Raw genomic sequence first — 17,569 nt, forward strand, 5'->3', positions numbered from 1 at the left:
AGCAGTAGCTACTCGGTATGACAAATTAGCAAGAAATTATGAAAGTCTCGTTGCTTTGGCATTTTCAATCATGTGGCTCCCTATGTGGGTCGATTGAAACATGTACAACAAAGGTCAACACGCTCTAGTATGTGAAATAGGTTCTTTCTTATTTTTATTTTTAAATTTATTTAAATCAATGTGTTATGTTTGTTGTGTGTCGGGAAATATAAACTATGAATGTGATGTTTATCATTTTTTTGTGAATGTATATATGTGAAGATTAAAAAGGTAACAAATTGTCACGCAATACCAGGGAATATTATTAATAGTTCAACATAAAAATAGCAATTATAGGGCTGAAAGAGATAAATTACCTAGTATTTAATAGGAGGGGGTACTCCAATCCATTGTTTTTACTTGAATGTTAAAACTTGTGAAAAACTAAAATTGGCAGAGGCAATGAAATATGCTTAGTAGGTGCAAGAAATAGATGCATTCTTGTTATTAGTATTTGTATAAATACCATACAACATGTTTGAGTTACTAATTTAGGGAGCTCTGAAAGGCCATAAAAGCGTTAGTAGTCAATTATGGTGTCGAGTTCCCTTAAATTGTATGTAAATATTTCAATTCGGCTTTAGCTGTAATCGCAAGATTCTTATATTTAAGTTAATAACATAATCGATTAAATCTCAATTGGTAAAATTAAGCATTAGTTATTTTTTGTAGATAGTAACGAAGAAATAGAACAGAGTTGTATGATAACGAATATATTACTTTTTGAGAGGTAAAGGTATGGCCATTAAACTGGGTGTAATTGCTGATGATTTTACTGGTGCAACAGATATCGCCAGTTTTATGGTACAAAGCGGTTGGAAAGTCACTCAATTATTGGGTATACCCAATGAGAATACTTTTGTTCCATATGATATAGATGCCGTTGTTATTAGTCTTAAAATTCGTTCTTGCTCTGCTGATGAGGCAGTTACTCAAGCTTTGAAAGCTTGTCAATGGTTACTGCACAAGGCAAGTTGTCAGCAGCTGTTTTTCAAATATTGTTCAACCTTTGATTCTACATCGGAAGGAAATATTGGCCCAGTTACGGATGCTTTGATGGATGAGCTTCAAACTGATATCAGTTTGATCTGTCCAGCACTCCCTGTTAATGGGCGAACAGTAGTATTTGGTCACTTATTTGTTAATGGGCAATTGTTGAATGAGAGTGGGATGCAAAACCACCCTATTACCCCAATGAAAGATGCCAACTTATTGCGGCTGATGGAACAGCAATCAAAAGGAATGGCGGGGTTAGTTGAACTGAAATATATTCATCAAGGAAAGCAGGCTATTCGTTGTCAATTGGAGTTATTACGTCAACGTGGTATTCGATATGCTGTAGTTGATGTTTTGACGATGGAGGATTTATTACCAATTGCTCAAGCAGCATCAGATATGTTTTTGGTAACTGGAGGTTCGGGGCTTGGTGCGGCACTTGCTAGTCATCATTCAGGGCAGGCTTTGGCAGCATCAACTATTGGAAATACTCCTCCGTCCAGAGGAAGAAGGGCTATTATCCTTTCAGGAAGCTGTTCTGTTATGACGAATCAGCAGGTGATGGAATATAAAAAAATAGCACCTTCCATGTTATTGAATATAGGGGAATGTATTAACAATCCTGAGTATTCTAATCAGTTAATTGATTGGGTTATTCAGAAATCTACAGATGTTTTTGCTCCAATGTTATATGCCACACAGCCCCCTAAATCATTGGAAATGATCCAGCAGCGGTATGGAGCAACAAAAGCCAGTAACGCAGTGGAACAGGTGTTTGCTGAGGTCGTTAGTAAATTGAGTCGAAATGGATTCAATACTTTTATCGTCGCGGGTGGAGAAACTTCTTCTCGAGTTGTACAGAGTTTGGGTATTCAACAACTCAGTATTGGGGCGCCTATTGCACCGGGTGTACCTTGGGTACATTGTTTGCATACTGATTATTGGTTGGCGTTGAAATCAGGCAATTTTGGAAGTAGGAATTTCTTCCAGCATGCCCTAAACATGTTTCATAAATGAAGATTGTTCTATGTGTAATATAAATAACCATAGAAAATTATATGAATGATTATTTAATTTATGACAATAGGGAGATAAGACGTTATACCACATTGAAACTATTTTAATTGTATTTACTTAACTCATTATCATGTATTTCAATGAATTGCAAACCATTTCATACATATTTTTATGTCCTGATACTAATAATTATTTTCCTATCCTGTCATATTAGATTATACGAATAGGGCGTTTACCGATGGTAAAGTATTTCCTATTTTGTAAAGATCGTGTTGCCTAAAAAAATTGAGAAATCTTCCACAAAATATAATGCTATTTTATTTGAATATCATGATTCGGTTGCTGGAAATAAAACATTACGATAAGTCTTTTTCAACTCAGAAGACTTGAAATATTTTTCTTGACTCTATCTATGTTCTTATCGCACGGCCTTATTTACCTAAACGAAGCCGCAAAAATCACGGGAATGGGAGGTGAGTTATCCCAAATAATAAGGAATTTTTATGGCTAAATTTGCAGCAAACCTGAGTGTGATGTTTAATGATGCCCCTTTTATTGAGCGTTTTGAAAGGGCAGCTAATGCAGGCTTTAAAGGTGTTGAATACTTATTTCCTTATGAAGAATCAATAGAAGTACTTGTTGAAGTATTGCAGAAACATCAGTTAACACAAGTGCTGTTTAATATGCCTGCCGGAGATTGGAATTCGGGTGATAGGGGAATAGCTTGTTTACCTGGACGAGAAAAAGCTTTTATCAACGGGGTTCATAAGGCTCTGGAATATGCTTTAGCATTGAATTGTAAGCAAGTTCATGTGATGGCTGGAAAGTTGGATAAACAGTTTACTCAGGAACAGCAACGTGAATGTTATATCACAAATATTCGGTACGCAGCGGATGTGATGGCTGAGCATGGTATTAATGTATTAATTGAACCAATTAATATTAGAGATATACCAGACTATTTTTTGACAACACAAAATCAGGCTGAATCGTTGTTAAAGGCTATTAATCGAGAAAATGTCTTTATTCAGTTGGATATTTACCATTGCCAGATTATGGAAGGTGATTTATTGCGGACGATAGAACGGCTGTGGGGGAAATTTAGTCATATTCAGATAGCTTCAGTACCTGATCGGCATGAACCAGATAGTGGTGAAGTCAATTATTTCTGGTTATTTAAGAAGTTGGATGAAATGGGGTATAAAGGATGGTTCGGATGTGAATATCATCCGGTAGGCTATACGGAAGAAGGGCTTGGCTGGTTGGTAAAAGCTCAATCATGATTGTACGGTAATAATGTATCAGGAGTGGTAATGAGTCCTCCAGAGCGCAGAGATTTTATTTATCGACACTTACATGAACATCTGACAGTTTCGATTAGAACATTAGTTGAATTAATGAACGTTTCACATATGACCGTGCGGCGTGATATTCGTATTTTGGAAGAAGAAGGAAAGGTTATAAGTATCTCTGGTGGGATCAAGTTAAATGATGCGTTACGGCAAGAATTACCATGGAGTGAAAAAGCGCTTCTTCATTATCGTCATAAACGAGTAATTGGTAAATATGCTGCTTCATTGGTTGAAGATGGGCAGGTGGTATATCTGGATGCAGGAACTACGACATTTGAGATTGCTCAGGTATTAGCAGAACGTTTTAACTTGACGATCATTACTAATGATTTTTCGATTACTCAGTATTTAATAAATAAATCACAACTGAGTTTGTTTCATACTGGAGGGCAGGTAGATAAACGGAATTACTCCTGTGTTGGGAAGAGTGCTGCTATGGCACTGAGTGCCTTGAATGTCGATATTGCGTTTATCAGTACTAGCTCATGGGATCTTGAGCATGGAATTTCTACTCCCCATGAGGAAAAAGTTTTAGTTAAACAGGCATTATTGGAAATTTCACGTAGGAAAGTATTGGTTTCCGATAGTAGTAAGTATGGTAAATATGGCATGTTTCGTATTTTTCCTCTCTCAAATTTGAATGACATTGTATGTGATGGACAATTATCAATATCAGTTCAACAACAATTAGAGGAATTAAATTTAAAACTACATATTGTCAATATATAAATATCTAAAAAAATATTCATATACAAGAATAACCTTAAAAGGCTATTAATGGAGAATTTTACATGAAAGTAATAATTACTGGCGGAGCAGGTTTCTTAGGTCAGCAGTTGGCTTCTGCTCTGCTTAAAAATAATGGATTGCTTTTTGACCAGTTAGTGTTGGTTGATGTTGAGTGCCCAATTTCTCCTATCCCTGATCCGCGGGTATACTGTTTAATGCTGGATCTGGCACAGGAAGGCGCGGTTAAAAAGCTGATCGATATAGACTGCGATGTTCTATTTCACTTAGCTGCTATTGTCAGTAATCATGCTGAACAGAATTTTGATTTAGGGATGGAAATCAATTTTGATGTGACGCGTAGCTTATTAGAAGCCATCCGCAATAAAAAACCATCAATGCAATTTATTTTTACTAGTTCATTGGCGGTATTTGGGGGAGAGTTGCCGGAGATAGTAACAGATAACTGGGCTGTTAACCCTCAATCCTCATATGGCACACAAAAAGCAATGTGTGAATTGATTATTAACGACTACTCCCGTAAAGGATATGTCGATGGTCGAGTCCTTCGCTTACCAACTATTAGCGTCCGTCCAGGTAAACCCAATAAAGCAGCTTCTTCATTTGCCAGTGGGATTATTCGTGAGCCATTACACGGAGAAAGCTGTTCCTGTCCTGTTTCTTGTAATTTATCTTTGTGGATTTCTAGCCCTGAAACAGTTATTCGTAATCTTATTCATGTGGCTCAGATACCTGCAGAAAACTTGGGGCTTTCGCGTATTGTGAATCTGCCAGGAATCAGTGTTACGGTTAAAGATATGCTTGATGCACTGAAGGAAGTAGCAGGTCAAGAAGTAGTAGATCTTATTCGCTTTGAATCGGACGAAAATATCAATCAAATAGTGGCAAGTTGGCCTAGAAATATTGATATCAGCCGTAGTCTTGAATTAGGATTTAGTGCCGATCATTCGTTCAGCGATTCCATTCGTACATTTATAGCCAATGAATTACAGTGAAATAGGGTTTGGTTATGGCATTTTATATTCCAATCATTGGATTAGGTGTATCAGTATTTACTCTTATCTTTCTGGTTTTACGCACTCGCATTCATGCACTAGTTGCTATGCTCATTGCAGCTGTAATCGCTGGAGTCACAGGTGGCTTGTCTATTTCTAATACCGTTGAAGTAATTACTAAAGGATTTGGTTCTACATTAGGTAGTATTGGAATCGTGATTGGACTTGGAATCATGATGGGACGGATATTAGAAATTTCTGGCGCTGCTGAACAAATTGCTTATAGCTTCATTAAATGGTTAGGTAAAAAACGTGAAGAGTGGGCATTGGCAATTACGGGTTATATTGTCAGTATTCCCATATTTGTTGATACAGCTTTTGTACTTCTCTATCCTTTAGTTAAGGTGTTAGGAAAGAAAGGTAACCGAAATATATTGACATTAGGCGTTGCATTGGCAGGAGGATTGATAGTAACTCATCACGTTGTTCCTCCAACTCCAGGACCACTCGGTGTAGCTAGTATCTTTGGTGTGGATATCGGTGCAATGATGCTGGTGGGTATGGTACTGGCTGTACCATGCGTGATTGGTATTGTTTTTTATGCAAAATTGTTAGCAATTAAATATCCTGAATATCAGCACATTGATGAAAATAAAGAAAACTTGGAGTATATTCATCAGTGTTATATGGAAGGCAAAGTTAATAAACCACTGCCGAGCTTATTTCTTTCTCTATTACCCATAATTGTCCCGATTTTTTTGATCTTGATTAAAGCAATCAATAATATTCTATTGAAAACTGATGTATTTGCCGGGAAAGAAAACGATTTCTATTTTCAGATCTTTGATTTTTTGGGTTCACCGATTATCGCATTAGCGGTTAGTGTATTGTTGGCTGTTTATACTCTAATGCCAAAAGTGAGTAAACACGAAGTAATTGAACATTTGGAAACTGGGTTACAAACAGCTGGTATTATTCTATTAGTTACTGGCGCAGGTGGTGCATTGGGAGCGGTATTACATGAAAGCGGAACGGGAACTCTTCTGGCACAACAAATTGCTAACTTACCAATAACACCTATTTTAATTCCGTTCATAATTGCGACGTTAGTACGTTTAATTCAGGGTTCTGGTACAGTAGCAATGATAACAGCAGCTTCTATCTCCGCACCTGTAATCAGTCAGATACCAGAAATTAACATGCTGCTGGCGGCTCAGGCTGCAACGTTAGGAGCGCTGTTTTTCAGCTATTTCAATGATAGTTTTTTCTGGATAATTAACCGAATGATGGGTATTAAAGATGCAAAACAGCAAATGATTATTTGGTCTATACCGACAACAATTGCATGGGTAATTGGATTGTGTAGTGTACTGCTTCTCAATCTTATTATGTAAATTTTAATCAAATTTTCTCTGATGAGATGGACACTCCATGTGGCAAATTATCAATTGTACTAGGGTGAGTTGTCATATTGATTTTTAGTGTGTCCATCTTAAATAGATAAATTTATCTGAACTTACTTAGCAATGTTTGTCTTTCGGTTATTTTGCCCTCTGTCAATTTGGTTTTAATTGATTGTAGTCTCATATCTTGATTACCTCTTTTATTTCCTGTTATTTCCGAATAACTTTCTGTGAAAACCTCGGTAAACGTTCCATGATGAAAAATCGTTTCTAAATAGATTTGAACGGAAATTTTTTAGAGAAAAGTAGTGTTTTCAGAAATCAGACTGAAAAAATTGTTAATGAATAAGAACAATAAAAAATAATTCTCAGGGATTAATAAAAGAGATTTTAGATGAGAATTATCATTACTGGTGGTTTAAATCTTCTAGGCCAGCAGTTATCCTTTCAGCGATGTCATTCGTGCATTTATCGCCAATAATACAGATTGAAATGGGGTTTTATGATGGAGTTTTACATTCCAATTATTGGATTGGGAGTGGCGGTATTTACGCTGATTTTTCTGGTCTTGCGCACTCGTATTCATGTACTGCTTGCCATGTTGATTGCTGCGATAATTGCTGGGACTTCTGGCGGCTTAACTATGAGCAATGCTATAGAAGTGATCACCAAAGGATTTGGTTCAACATTAGGGAGTATCGGCATTGTAATTGGGTTAGGGAGCATGATGGGCCGGATATTGGAAGTGTCCGGCGCAACTGAACGGATCGCTTATAGCTTGATAAAATGGCTGGGTAAACGGCGTGAAGAATGGGCACTGGCGATCACCGGTTATATTGTCAGTATCCCTATATTTGTTAATTCGGCTTTTATGATCCTCTATCCGCTGGTGAAAGCATTAGCAAAGAAAGGTAAACGCAATGTATTAACGCTGGGGGTATCACTGGCGGGAGGGCTGGTAGTGACTCACCACATTGTTCCCCCGACCCCGGGACCGCTTGGTGTGGCAGGGATATTCGGAGTGAGTATAGGCTCAATGATGCTGGCAGGTATGATACTGGCCGTTCCATGTGTTATAGGCATTACCTGCTATGCAAAGTGGTTGGAGACTAAATATCCTGAATACCAGCTTGATGATACAGAAGAAAATGCAGAAAATTTGCAACAAGTTCATCAACGTTATATGGAAGAAAAATCTAACAAATCACTACCGAGCTTATTTCTGTCTCTTTTGCCTATTGTTGTGCCTATTGTTCTTATTTTGGCCGGCGTAATTAATGGCTTGCTATTGAAAACCGATGTCTTTGCCGGGAAAGAAAACGATTTCTATTTTCAGATTGTTGGGTTCCTTGGTTCACCAATTATCGCGCTGGCAATCAGTGTCTTATTGGCTATTTATACGCTCATTCCAAAAGCCAGCAAACACGAAGTGATTGAACATTTAGAGGAAGGGTTAAAGACTGTAGGTATTATTTTGTTGGTGTCAGGGGCTGGAGGCGCATTGGGGGCTGTGTTAAATGAAAGTTCGACGGGGACGATATTGGCGCAATATATTGCCGGCCTGCCAATAACACCAGTCTTGATTCCATTTATCATTGCGACACTAATCCGCATAATCCAAGGTTCTGGCACGGTAGCAATGATTACCGCAGCTTCTATTTCAGCACCAGTTATCAAGCAGATACCGGACATTAATATGTTGGTAGCGGCTCAGGCTGCGGTGATGGGAACACTGTTTTTCAGCTACTTCAATGATTGTTTTTTCTGGGTGGTTAACCGGATGATGGGCATTAAAAATGTGAGGCAACAGATTATCGTCTGGTCAATTCCTACCACAATTGCGTGGGGGATTGGGCTGTGTGGTGTATTGCTTCTCAATCTTGTGATGTAATCCATGCAATAGCGCTCTGTAAAGGGCGTTTTTTCTCTTTTCTGACTTTGTGATTGTTCTTCGAACATTGTTTTCATTGCCGCATTATACTCACCACATTATTTTCTTTTTTATTTGTGATTTTTATCACAAATATATGTATGTGTTTCTTATCTTTATCAATTAAAAGTGATTTTAATCACTAAAAAATGTCAGAGTATTGACTAAATTTAGGTATCCATATTTTGAATCATGTCCGTTGAGGAGTCCGATATGTCTGATGTATTTCACTTAGGTATCACTAAAAGCGATCTGCAAGGTGCGACTCTGGCAATTGTGCCAGGCGATCCTAACCGTGTTGAAAAAATAGCACGATTGATGGGTAACCCAGTACATCTGGCCTCTCATCGTGAATTTACAACATGGCGTGCAGAAATAGACGGAAAAGCCGTTATTGTCTGCTCTACGGGTATCGGCGGCCCTTCAACGTCGATTGCGGTGGAAGAACTTGCCCAGTTGGGCGTGCGTACTTTCTTGCGTATCGGTACGACTGGAGCAATCCAGCCACACATCAATGTAGGGGATGTATTGGTGACAACTGCCGCAGTCCGTTTAGATGGTGCCAGCTTGCATTTTGCTCCAATGGAATTCCCAGCCGTGGCTGATTTTGAGTGTACAAATGCTCTGTATGAAGCAGCAAAATCATCCGGTACTACAACTCATGTTGGTGTGACGGCTTCTTCTGATACCTTCTACCCAGGGCAGGAGCGTTACGATACTTATTCAGGCCGTATTATCCGTCGCTTCCAGGGTTCCATGAAAGAGTGGCAGGAAATGGGTGTAATGAACTTTGAGATGGAATCAGCAACATTGCTGACAATGTGTGCAAGCCAAGGGCTGCGTGCTGGTATGGTAGCAGGTGTTATTGTTAATCGTACTCAACAAGAAATACCGGATGCTGAATTATTGAAGAAAACAGAAAGCAATGCCTTGGGGATTGTTGTCGAAGCTGCTCGCCGCTTGCTGTAATACTTTTATCAAGTGATTCTGTTAAGGGCCGGAATATTCCGGCCCTGCCGTTTGTGCGATCTTCTCTTTCTTTCATTCTAAAATCTGATAATGTCATAATGTTTTGCATTAATGATTATTTGTATTAATGATTATTTGCGTAATGGCTGTTGTGCGCCAATAACTATTAATCTAATCCAGTAATATCAATAACCACCTGTTTTTAAAACATTATTTATTACATTGACAAGAGTAATTATGACCACAACATTTCTACTCCATCCTTCACTTCTTCCGTTGAATGGCGGCATTAACTTTCGTGATTTAGGCAACAAGACGCTGAATAATGGCGCTAAGATCAAGTCAGGGCTATTATTTCGTTCCGGTTCATTGGACAGACTGACAGAAAACGATCAGGCTATTTTAGTGGATCAAAACCTTTTTCAGATCATCGATTATCGTGATAGCAGTGAGATTATGGATAAACCTGATCAGGTATGGCATGGCGCACATTACCATCACGCTCCGGCTAATCCGCTTTCTAAAGAAGTAGATGCTAATCTGGATAAACTGGATAAGGAGATACTGGAACAATTCGATGCGAAAGTATTTATGTCACGTCTGTATGAATTACTACCGCTCAATAACCCAGCTTATAAAACACTAGCCACATTATTGCTGCAACCAGAAAAAGGCGGGATTGTACAACACTGTGCGGTCGGTAAGGATAGAACGGGGGTCGGCTCTGCGTTGGTCTTATTGGCATTGGGTGCGGATTTGGATACGGTGATGGAGGATTATTTGCTGACTAATGTCACGCTGGCTCCATATCGAGACTATTTATTGAATGAACACGCAAAAAGCATGAGTGAAAATATAGTTGAAAAATTTGCTTATGTTTATTCGGTCAGAGAAGAGTTTTTGCTGAAAGCCCTGAATAGTATTAATCAACATTATGGCAGTGTGGATATTTGGCTGGAAAAAGATATCGGGCTTGATATTGCTGCCCGTGAAAAGCTACAAGCCTATTTTCTTGAATAAAAATGCTAGGTTAGCATTGGTTTGGTAGTACAGGGCTAACCTATGGCAGACACTGATAACACAGGAAAGACTAATGTGAACCTGCATGAAATCATTGAATTGATCACCAACTTTGTAAAAGCCCATGAAATTTGGGCGATTCCCATTATTTTCCTTCTTGCATTTGGTGAATCACTCGCATTTATTTCCTTACTGTTGCCAGCAACAATTATTTTGTTGGGATTGGGGGCTTTGATTGGTGAAAGTGGATTGAATTTCTGGCCAATATGGATAGCCGCAGCTGCGGGGGCCTTTTTTGGTGATTGGCTTTCTTACTGGTTTGGTTTCCGCTACAAAGAAAATGTCGGCAAAATGTGGCCACTTTCTCGTCATCCTCAAACGTTGATTCGCGGCCATCAATTTTTTGAACGTTGGGGAGTTTGGGGAGTGTTCATTGGGCGGTTCTTTGGCCCTCTAAGGGCAGCGGTGCCGTTGGTGGCGGGTATTTGTGCCATGCCTCAACGTCATTTTCAGCTTGCTAATTTTACATCTGCATTAATCTGGGCATTCGGTATTTTAGCGCCGGGAGCATTTGGTCTGCACTGGCTGACTGAATGGATGGGATAAAGCAGATGGAGTAATTGCGAGCCGCTTTGCAAATAGCCAAAGCTTGCTAATTGTATTTTTGAACAAAACGCTGATAAAGCCGCCAGAATGTATGACAAAATGCGGTTGTTTGTGGATGATATGCAAGGGCTGGGGCAGAGCCTCAATAAAGCACAAGCAAGTTACAATTTTGCAATGAAAAAACTGGTCGAGGGACGAGGTAATCTGGTTAGCCAAGCCGAAGGATTTCGTGATTTAGGTGTAGATGTGAAGCGTCCTATTGATTCGCAGTTGATTGAGAAATCTTTCCAATCATTGCAGGTTAATGAGTGAAGTCTGGATAGGGTTTTATCCGAAAGGCTGATACACTTGCTATAAATTTTTTTGAATAAAAAGCGGACAATTAACATGGCAGATCAATCAAAAGAAACCACTGATTTTGGTTTCCGCACCGTAGCCAAAGAAGAAAAAAAAGAGATGGTGGCAGAGGTATTTCATTCTGTAGCCGTAAAATATGACTTGATGAATGATTTGATGTCATTTGGTATTCATCGTATCTGGAAGCGTTTCACTATTGAGGCAAGTGGTGTCCGCCGAGGTCATAAGGTTCTTGATCTGGCTGGCGGTACTGGCGATCTGACGGCAAAATTTTCCCGTATTGTAGGTGAGCAAGGCCAGATCGTTTTAGCAGACATTAACGACTCAATGTTGAAAGTCGGGCGCGAAAAATTACGTGATATCGGCATCGTGGGCAATGTCAATTATGTTCAGGCCAATGCAGAAGTGTTACCTTTCCCGGATAATTATTTTGACTGTATTACCATCTCTTTTGGTTTGCGTAATGTCACAGATAAAGAAAAAGCGCTGCGTTCAATGTATCGAGTGCTTAAACCAGGCGGACGCTTATTGGTTCTGGAATTCTCCAAACCTGTTCTGGCACCATTGAGCAAGGTTTATGATGCGTATTCATTCCATATTTTACCTCGAATTGGTCAATTGATTGTCAAAGATGCGGATAGCTACCGTTATCTGACTGAATCTATTCGTATGCACCCTGATCAGGAAACGTTAAAAGGCATGATGGAAGAAGCGGGTTTTGATCAAGTTTCTTATAGCAATATGACAGGAGGGATCGTTGCACTGCATAAAGGATTCAAATTCTGAAATGGAAACACCCTCATCAAGCCATAGTGTGAATTCTGAGGTACCAAACTCAGTGGTATCGAAGGATAAGGTGTTGTTTCCGATTCTGACAGCCTTTCTGGAAACGACTCTAAATCATCTATTGTACCGTGAAGCCGTATTAAGGCCCGCCCGTTTGAGATTGGTGGGAAAAACACTGTCTATCGAATTGAAAGAAATTGAAGCACCATTAGTGCTGATATTTAGTGAAAAACAAGTGGATGTTTTGAGTCAATGGCCGGAATCTACGGATTGCTCAATGAAAGCGACAATACCGGCAATACTTAAATTGCGGGATCGCCAATGTCTTTCAGCGCTGATTAACAGTGGAGAAATTGTCATTGAGGGAGATATGCAGGTTATTCAACAATGGGCAGCATTGTTGGATATGTCTGAGTGGGACCCCGCCCATTACCTTTCTCCCTATCTTGGTGATATTGTCTCAGAAGGGATCAGCCGGATGATGAAGAAAGGTATTAAGTTTGCCAGTAATACAGTTGTAAGGAAGAAGGCTTATTTCACTGAATCATTGACAGAAGAATGGAAAATGTCCCCAAGTGCGTTGGAAATGGCTTATTTCAGTGAAGAGGTCAATGCTGTTGCCAATGAGTTGACTCAAATGGAAAAACGGTTGGCAGCATTGGAGGGAAAATATGACTCCCAGTGAAATCAAACGGCTTTACTTTATCATCAGGGTTTTTCTTTCTTATGGTCTGGACGAACTTATTCCTAATATTCGTCTGACATGGCCTTTGCGTTTCGGGCGCTATTTCCTGTTTTGGATATCCAATCAGCACAAGGACAAACCACTTGGTGAGCGTCTGCGTTTGGCGTTGCAAGAACTAGGCCCAGTATGGATCAAGTTTGGTCAAATGCTCTCTACTCGCCGGGATTTGTTTCCTATCGCGATTGCTGATCAACTATCGATGTTGCAAGATCGGGTAGTTTCCTTTGATGGTGAGGTGGCACGAAAATCAATTGAAACTGCATTAGAAGGTTCTCTGGAAACGTGGTTTGAGAATTTTGACTCGAAACCATTGGCTTCAGCATCCATTGCTCAGGTACATACCGCCCGTTTGAAAGATAATGGCAAAGAAGTCGTTCTGAAAGTCATTCGCCCAGATATCCTGCCTGTTATCAAAGCGGATATACGGTTAATGTATCGTTTGGCAAACTTAGTGCCTTTGTTACCTGATGGTCGTCGTCTTAGGCCACGTGAAGTCGTGCGTGAATACGAGAAAACTTTGCTTGATGAGTTGAATTTGTTGCGTGAAGCCGCAAATGCGATTCAATTGCGTCGGAACTTTGAAGATAGCTCGATGCTTTATGTGCCGGAAGTTTATCCTGATTATTGTCGGGAAAATGTATTGGTCATGGAGCGAATTTACGGCATTCCTGTGTCTGATGTTACGGCTTTGAAGGCACAGAACACGAATATGAAATTATTGGCTGAGCGCGGTGTTCAGGTATTTTTCACCCAAGTATTTCGCGATAGCTTTTTTCATGCTGATATGCACCCGGGTAATATCTTTGTCAGTTATGAAAATCCGGAAGATCCGACTTATATCGGTATTGATTACGGTATAGTGGGTTCTTTGAATAAAGACGATAAACGCTATCTGGCGGAAAACTTCATTGCTTTCTTCAATCGTGATTATCGTCGGGTGGCTGAGCTGCATGTTGATTCCGGTTGGATTCCTGCTGATACTAATGTGGAAGATTTCGAATTCGCTATTCGTACTGTGTGTGAGCCGATTTTTGAAAAGCCGCTGGCTGAGATCTCATTTGGGCATGTTTTATTGAATCTCTTTAATACCGCCCGCCGTTTTAATATGGCTATTCAGCCTCAATTGGTCTTGCTGCAAAAAACACTATTGTATGTTGAAGGGTTGGGACGCCAGCTTTATCCCCAACTTGATTTATGGAAAACAGCAAAACCGTTTTTGGAAGATTGGGTGCATAGTCAGGTCGGAATGCCAGCCATTTTTCGTGCTTTTAAAGAAAAAGCCCCCTATTGGGTGGAGAAATTACCGGAACTTCCTGAATTGGTGTATGGCACACTTCAGCAACACCGACGTTTACAGGTGAGTATTGACCAAATATCACAACAGTTCAAAAACCAGCAGGTTAAACAGCGTAAATCGCTTTATTTACTGGGGATTGGGGCAACATTGTTTATTTGCGGCAGCCTGTTTTTTATCACAGGGCAGGAACATTTGTCATGGGGATTGATGGGTACCGGAATTGTATCGTGGATATTGGGGTGGCGTAAATTAAGCAAACGTCAGTAATAATTAAAATATGAATGAAACCTAAACCTCATCAAAGGTTAAAAGTACGTATAAGGTTTCTTTGTCACTACATTTGGTATGATTGCGTTATTTTCGAACATAAAGTTTGTCGTTTATAATGGAATTATTAGTGGTGTTTCGATGAATAGAGGTAAATCAGTATGGGTGGAATAAGTATTTGGCAATTGCTCATTATTGCTGTCATTGTCGTATTGCTGTTCGGTACTAATAAGCTGCGTACTTTGGGTTCAGATTTGGGAGCTGCAATCAAAGGCTTCAAAAAGGCAATTAGCGATGATGATGAGAAAAGTGAAAAACTGAATCAGGCTGAAAAAAATAGCCATGATGCCGATTTCGAAACCAAAAATATCGCTGAAAAGCCTACTGTTGCACAATCTGAAAAATCAGAGAGCAAGAATAAAGAGCAGGTATAAACTGTGTTTGACATTGGTTTTAGTGAACTACTGTTGGTGATGATTATTGGCTTGGTTGTTCTGGGGCCAGAACGTTTGCCTATTGCAGTTAAAACAGTGGTTGGGTGGATACGTGCATTGCGTTCTTTGGCGGCCAATGTCCAGAATGAACTAGCCCAAGAACTGAAATTGCAAGAGCTTCAGGATAGCCTAAAAAAAATGGAAGAAAAAGCAGATATGCAGTCGTTGTCTCCAGAATTGAAGGCATCAATGGAGGAACTGAGAGAAGCGGCTGAATCGTTGAAAAACACTTATCAGCTAAAGCCGGATGAAGTTAAGGAACTGGAGGAAGATGAAACACATTTTCACTCTTCTGTTTCTCCGCCGGCTGTAAAACTTCCGCTTCCAGAACCGCTGGATTCTGAGCAATCAGTGCCAACGCTAAAGCAGCAACAAAATGGATCTCCTGAACAAGCAAAGGGCAAACACTAAAACATGTCTGTGGATAATACCCAACCTCTTATCAGCCACCTGATTGAGCTACGTAAGCGGATTTTAAATAGCTTAATTACTGTACTGGTGGTTTTTTTGGCATTGGTTTACTTTTCCAATGACATTTATCGTCTTATTGCTGCACCTTTGATGGAACAATTGCCTGAAGGTGCAAATATGATTGCGACGGATGTTGCTTCACCTTTCTTTATACCAATAAAACTGACCATTATGGTGTCTATTTTTGTTTCGGCACCGATGATCCTTTATCAAGTATGGGCATTTGTTGCACCGGCGTTGTATAAGCATGAGCGTCGTCTGATTATGCCTTTACTATTTTCCAGCAGTTTATTGTTTTATATAGGAATGGCATTCGCTTATTTTGTGGTTTTTCCCATTGCGTTTGGTTTCTTTATTAAAACAGTGCCAATCGGTGTTGTGATCTCGACAGATATCAGTAATTACCTGAGCTTTGTCATGGCGTTATTTATGGCTTTTGGTATTTCATTTGAAGTACCGATTGCCATTATTTTGTTGTGCTGGAGTGGGGCAGTAACACCAGAATCACTGAAAAGAAAACGCCCTTATATCTTGGTAGGAGCGTTCGTGGTTGGTATGTTGTTAACCCCACCCGATGTTTTCTCGCAAACTTTGCTGGCTATTCCTATGTATTTGTTATTTGAATTAGGGATATTGCTTTCTCAATTCTATATTGGTAAATCAGGTAAATCAGGTAAATCAGTCAACCTGGACGATGAACCAGAGCATGATATCAGTGATGATCTAAAAAAATAATCCGGTTTAGGCTATTTGTGTTTATCGCTAACTGATTGATGATATTGATATCATTAGTAAAGGGCGATGGCTATTAACTCAGTGTATTGTTGCTGAGTTTTATATTAGGAGAGCAGTATGAGCTATGTATTTCCAGGAGCATTCCCTGGTCGTCGTATGCGCCGTGTGCGCCGCCATGATTTTTCCCGCCGCTTGATTGCTGAGAATCAACTTACCGTCAATGACCTGATCTATCCTGTTTTTGTTATGGAAGGCACTAATCAGCGCCAGGAAGTACCTTCCATGCCAGGAGTGTATCGTCTGACAATCGATCTTTTGCTGAAAGAAGCTGAAGAGATTGCCCGACTGGGTATTCCTGTTTTGTCTCTGTTTCCGGTCATTGAAGCAGACAAAAAATCATTGGATGCGAAAGAAGCTTATAATCCAGATGGTTTGATTCAGCGCTCTGTTCGCGCTTTGAAAGATGCGGTGCCTGAATTAGGGCTTCTGACTGATGTGGCGCTCGATCCATTCACCACTCACGGGCAGGATGGCATCATTGATCAAGATGGTTATGTTATTAATGACATTACCAAAGATATTCTGGTCAAGCAGGCATTATCCCATGCAGAAGCAGGAGCCGAAATTATTGCACCAAGTGATATGATGGATGGTCGTATCGGTGCTGTTCGTGAGCAACTTGAGATAGATGGTTATATCAATACCCAGATTATGGCTTATTCTGCTAAATACGCCTCTTGTTATTATGGCCCGTTCAGAGATGCAATTGGTTCTGGCTCTAATCTGAAAGGTGGAAATAAAATGACCTATCAAATGGACCCTGCAAACAGTGATGAAGCATTGCAGGAAATCGCACAAGATTTGCAGGAAGGTGCAGATAGCGTCATGGTGAAACCAGGTATGCCATATTTGGATGTAATTCGTCGGGTAAAAGATACTTTTGGTGTACCAACATTTGCTTATCAAGTTTCCGGTGAGTATGCAATGCACATGGCTGCCATTCAAAACGGTTGGTTGAAGGAACAACCTGCGATTATGGAGTCACTGTTGTGTTTTAAACGGGCGGGAGCAGATGGTATTCTGACTTATTTTGCCAAACGTGCTGCGCAGTGGCTGCAAGAGCAGAAATATTGATTACCTGAGTTTATTTGGCCGTAAAGATTGTGTATTAGAGTACCCTAAAAATGAAAACGGGCAATTCTGCCCGTTTTTTTGATTATGGCTTTAGCCAGTTTAAGTAGCGTCAGCTTCTTAAACATAAAACCACCCGCTATGCGGGTGGAGACCAAGGGTTATACCAAGAAAAACACCTTTCCGTTACGATATAGATGTTCAAGCTAATA

General features: G+C 39.9%; 16 protein-coding genes and 2 pseudogenes. All 18 read left to right on the forward strand.

Annotated elements, in window-relative coordinates:
• Positions 1-97 (forward strand): annotated as a pseudogene (locus AACQ81_RS16280) (IS5/IS1182 family transposase); the annotation flags it as partial.
• Positions 98-777: 680 nt separating this feature from the next.
• Entirely contained in the window at positions 778-2,052 is a 1,275-nt protein-coding gene (gene otnK / locus AACQ81_RS16285) for a 3-oxo-tetronate kinase (RefSeq protein WP_237387972.1), read from the forward strand.
• 503 nt (positions 2,053-2,555) lie between these two features.
• Positions 2,556-3,335 carry a 2-oxo-tetronate isomerase gene (gene otnI, locus AACQ81_RS16290; RefSeq protein WP_237387973.1) on the forward strand — a complete coding sequence of 260 codons (780 nt, stop codon included), beginning with the start codon at positions 2,556-2,558 and terminating at the stop codon, positions 3,333-3,335.
• Between the two features lie 30 nt (positions 3,336-3,365).
• Positions 3,366-4,133, forward strand: coding sequence for a DeoR/GlpR family DNA-binding transcription regulator (locus AACQ81_RS16295; protein WP_237387974.1), 768 nt, complete (start codon positions 3,366-3,368; stop codon positions 4,131-4,133).
• Positions 4,134-4,195: 62 nt separating this feature from the next.
• The gene (denD, locus tag AACQ81_RS16300; RefSeq protein WP_237387975.1) at positions 4,196-5,146 is read left to right on the forward strand and encodes a D-erythronate dehydrogenase; all 951 of its coding nucleotides are present in this window, start codon (positions 4,196-4,198) and stop codon (positions 5,144-5,146) included.
• A 14-nt stretch (positions 5,147-5,160) separates the two neighbouring features.
• Positions 5,161-6,540 (forward strand): GntP family permease, encoded by a 1,380-nt coding sequence (locus tag AACQ81_RS16305; RefSeq protein WP_237387976.1) that lies wholly within the window; start codon positions 5,161-5,163, stop codon positions 6,538-6,540.
• 514 nt (positions 6,541-7,054) lie between these two features.
• Positions 7,055-8,440 carry a GntP family permease gene (locus tag AACQ81_RS16310; RefSeq protein ID WP_237387985.1) on the forward strand — a complete coding sequence of 462 codons (1,386 nt, stop codon included), beginning with the start codon at positions 7,055-7,057 and terminating at the stop codon, positions 8,438-8,440.
• 252 nt (positions 8,441-8,692) lie between these two features.
• Positions 8,693-9,448 carry a uridine phosphorylase gene (udp, locus tag AACQ81_RS16315; protein WP_237387977.1) on the forward strand — a complete coding sequence of 252 codons (756 nt, stop codon included), beginning with the start codon at positions 8,693-8,695 and terminating at the stop codon, positions 9,446-9,448.
• A gap of 237 nt (positions 9,449-9,685) precedes the next feature.
• Positions 9,686-10,468 carry a tyrosine-protein phosphatase gene (locus tag AACQ81_RS16320; protein WP_092551384.1) on the forward strand — a complete coding sequence of 261 codons (783 nt, stop codon included), beginning with the start codon at positions 9,686-9,688 and terminating at the stop codon, positions 10,466-10,468.
• A gap of 42 nt (positions 10,469-10,510) precedes the next feature.
• Positions 10,511-11,074, forward strand: a complete 564-nt coding sequence (locus AACQ81_RS16325; protein WP_272903110.1) for a DedA family protein — start codon at positions 10,511-10,513, stop codon at positions 11,072-11,074.
• Between the two features lie 69 nt (positions 11,075-11,143).
• Positions 11,144-11,386, forward strand: a pseudogene (gene rmuC / locus AACQ81_RS16330) (DNA recombination protein RmuC); the annotation flags it as partial.
• A gap of 75 nt (positions 11,387-11,461) precedes the next feature.
• Positions 11,462-12,217 (forward strand): bifunctional demethylmenaquinone methyltransferase/2-methoxy-6-polyprenyl-1,4-benzoquinol methylase UbiE, encoded by a 756-nt coding sequence (ubiE, locus tag AACQ81_RS16335; RefSeq protein WP_237387978.1) that lies wholly within the window; start codon positions 11,462-11,464, stop codon positions 12,215-12,217.
• A gap of 1 nt (position 12,218) precedes the next feature.
• Positions 12,219-12,902, forward strand: a complete 684-nt coding sequence (locus AACQ81_RS16340; protein ID WP_237387979.1) for a ubiquinone biosynthesis accessory factor UbiJ — start codon at positions 12,219-12,221, stop codon at positions 12,900-12,902.
• Positions 12,889-14,526, forward strand: coding sequence for a ubiquinone biosynthesis regulatory protein kinase UbiB (gene ubiB / locus AACQ81_RS16345; protein ID WP_237387980.1), 1,638 nt, complete (start codon positions 12,889-12,891; stop codon positions 14,524-14,526). Before AACQ81_RS16340 ends, ubiB begins: the two co-directional genes overlap by 14 nt.
• 161 nt (positions 14,527-14,687) lie before the next feature.
• Complete coding sequence (tatA, locus tag AACQ81_RS16350) at positions 14,688-14,960, forward strand: Sec-independent protein translocase subunit TatA (protein ID WP_237387981.1); 273 nt, start codon at positions 14,688-14,690, stop codon at positions 14,958-14,960.
• A 3-nt stretch (positions 14,961-14,963) separates the two neighbouring features.
• Positions 14,964-15,431, forward strand: a complete 468-nt coding sequence (gene tatB, locus AACQ81_RS16355) for a Sec-independent protein translocase protein TatB (RefSeq protein WP_237387982.1) — start codon at positions 14,964-14,966, stop codon at positions 15,429-15,431.
• A 3-nt stretch (positions 15,432-15,434) separates the two neighbouring features.
• Positions 15,435-16,226 (forward strand): Sec-independent protein translocase subunit TatC, encoded by a 792-nt coding sequence (gene tatC / locus AACQ81_RS16360; protein WP_237387983.1) that lies wholly within the window; start codon positions 15,435-15,437, stop codon positions 16,224-16,226.
• Between the two features lie 117 nt (positions 16,227-16,343).
• On the forward strand, positions 16,344-17,360 hold the full coding sequence (gene hemB, locus AACQ81_RS16365; RefSeq protein WP_237387984.1) for a porphobilinogen synthase: 1,017 nt from the start codon (positions 16,344-16,346) through the stop codon (positions 17,358-17,360).
• Positions 17,361-17,569: the final 209 nt, after the last annotated feature.

The sequence above is a fragment of the Xenorhabdus sp. Sc-CR9 genome, from assembly GCF_963897815.1.
In the GTDB taxonomy this organism is placed as follows: domain Bacteria; phylum Pseudomonadota; class Gammaproteobacteria; order Enterobacterales; family Enterobacteriaceae; genus Xenorhabdus.

Excerpts from the sequence above, each read along its gene's own strand:
- tatA (WP_237387981.1), top strand. The coding sequence starts at position 14,688 with ATGGGTGGAATAAGTATTTGGCAATTGCTCATTATTGCTGTCATTGTC.
- AACQ81_RS16320 (WP_092551384.1), top strand. The coding sequence starts at position 9,686 with ATGACCACAACATTTCTACTCCATCCTTCACTTCTTCCGTTGAATGGC.
- udp (WP_237387977.1), top strand. The coding sequence starts at position 8,693 with ATGTCTGATGTATTTCACTTAGGTATCACTAAAAGCGATCTGCAAGGT.
- tatC (WP_237387983.1), top strand. The coding sequence starts at position 15,435 with ATGTCTGTGGATAATACCCAACCTCTTATCAGCCACCTGATTGAGCTA.
- AACQ81_RS16310 (WP_237387985.1), top strand. The coding sequence starts at position 7,055 with ATGGAGTTTTACATTCCAATTATTGGATTGGGAGTGGCGGTATTTACG.
- hemB (WP_237387984.1), top strand. The coding sequence starts at position 16,344 with ATGAGCTATGTATTTCCAGGAGCATTCCCTGGTCGTCGTATGCGCCGT.
- AACQ81_RS16325 (WP_272903110.1), top strand. The coding sequence starts at position 10,511 with ATGGCAGACACTGATAACACAGGAAAGACTAATGTGAACCTGCATGAA.
- otnK (WP_237387972.1), top strand. The coding sequence starts at position 778 with ATGGCCATTAAACTGGGTGTAATTGCTGATGATTTTACTGGTGCAACA.
- otnI (WP_237387973.1), top strand. The coding sequence starts at position 2,556 with ATGGCTAAATTTGCAGCAAACCTGAGTGTGATGTTTAATGATGCCCCT.
- AACQ81_RS16305 (WP_237387976.1), top strand. The coding sequence starts at position 5,161 with ATGGCATTTTATATTCCAATCATTGGATTAGGTGTATCAGTATTTACT.
- AACQ81_RS16340 (WP_237387979.1), top strand. The coding sequence starts at position 12,219 with ATGGAAACACCCTCATCAAGCCATAGTGTGAATTCTGAGGTACCAAAC.
- ubiB (WP_237387980.1), top strand. The coding sequence starts at position 12,889 with ATGACTCCCAGTGAAATCAAACGGCTTTACTTTATCATCAGGGTTTTT.
- AACQ81_RS16295 (WP_237387974.1), top strand. The coding sequence starts at position 3,366 with ATGAGTCCTCCAGAGCGCAGAGATTTTATTTATCGACACTTACATGAA.
- denD (WP_237387975.1), top strand. The coding sequence starts at position 4,196 with ATGAAAGTAATAATTACTGGCGGAGCAGGTTTCTTAGGTCAGCAGTTG.
- ubiE (WP_237387978.1), top strand. The coding sequence starts at position 11,462 with ATGGCAGATCAATCAAAAGAAACCACTGATTTTGGTTTCCGCACCGTA.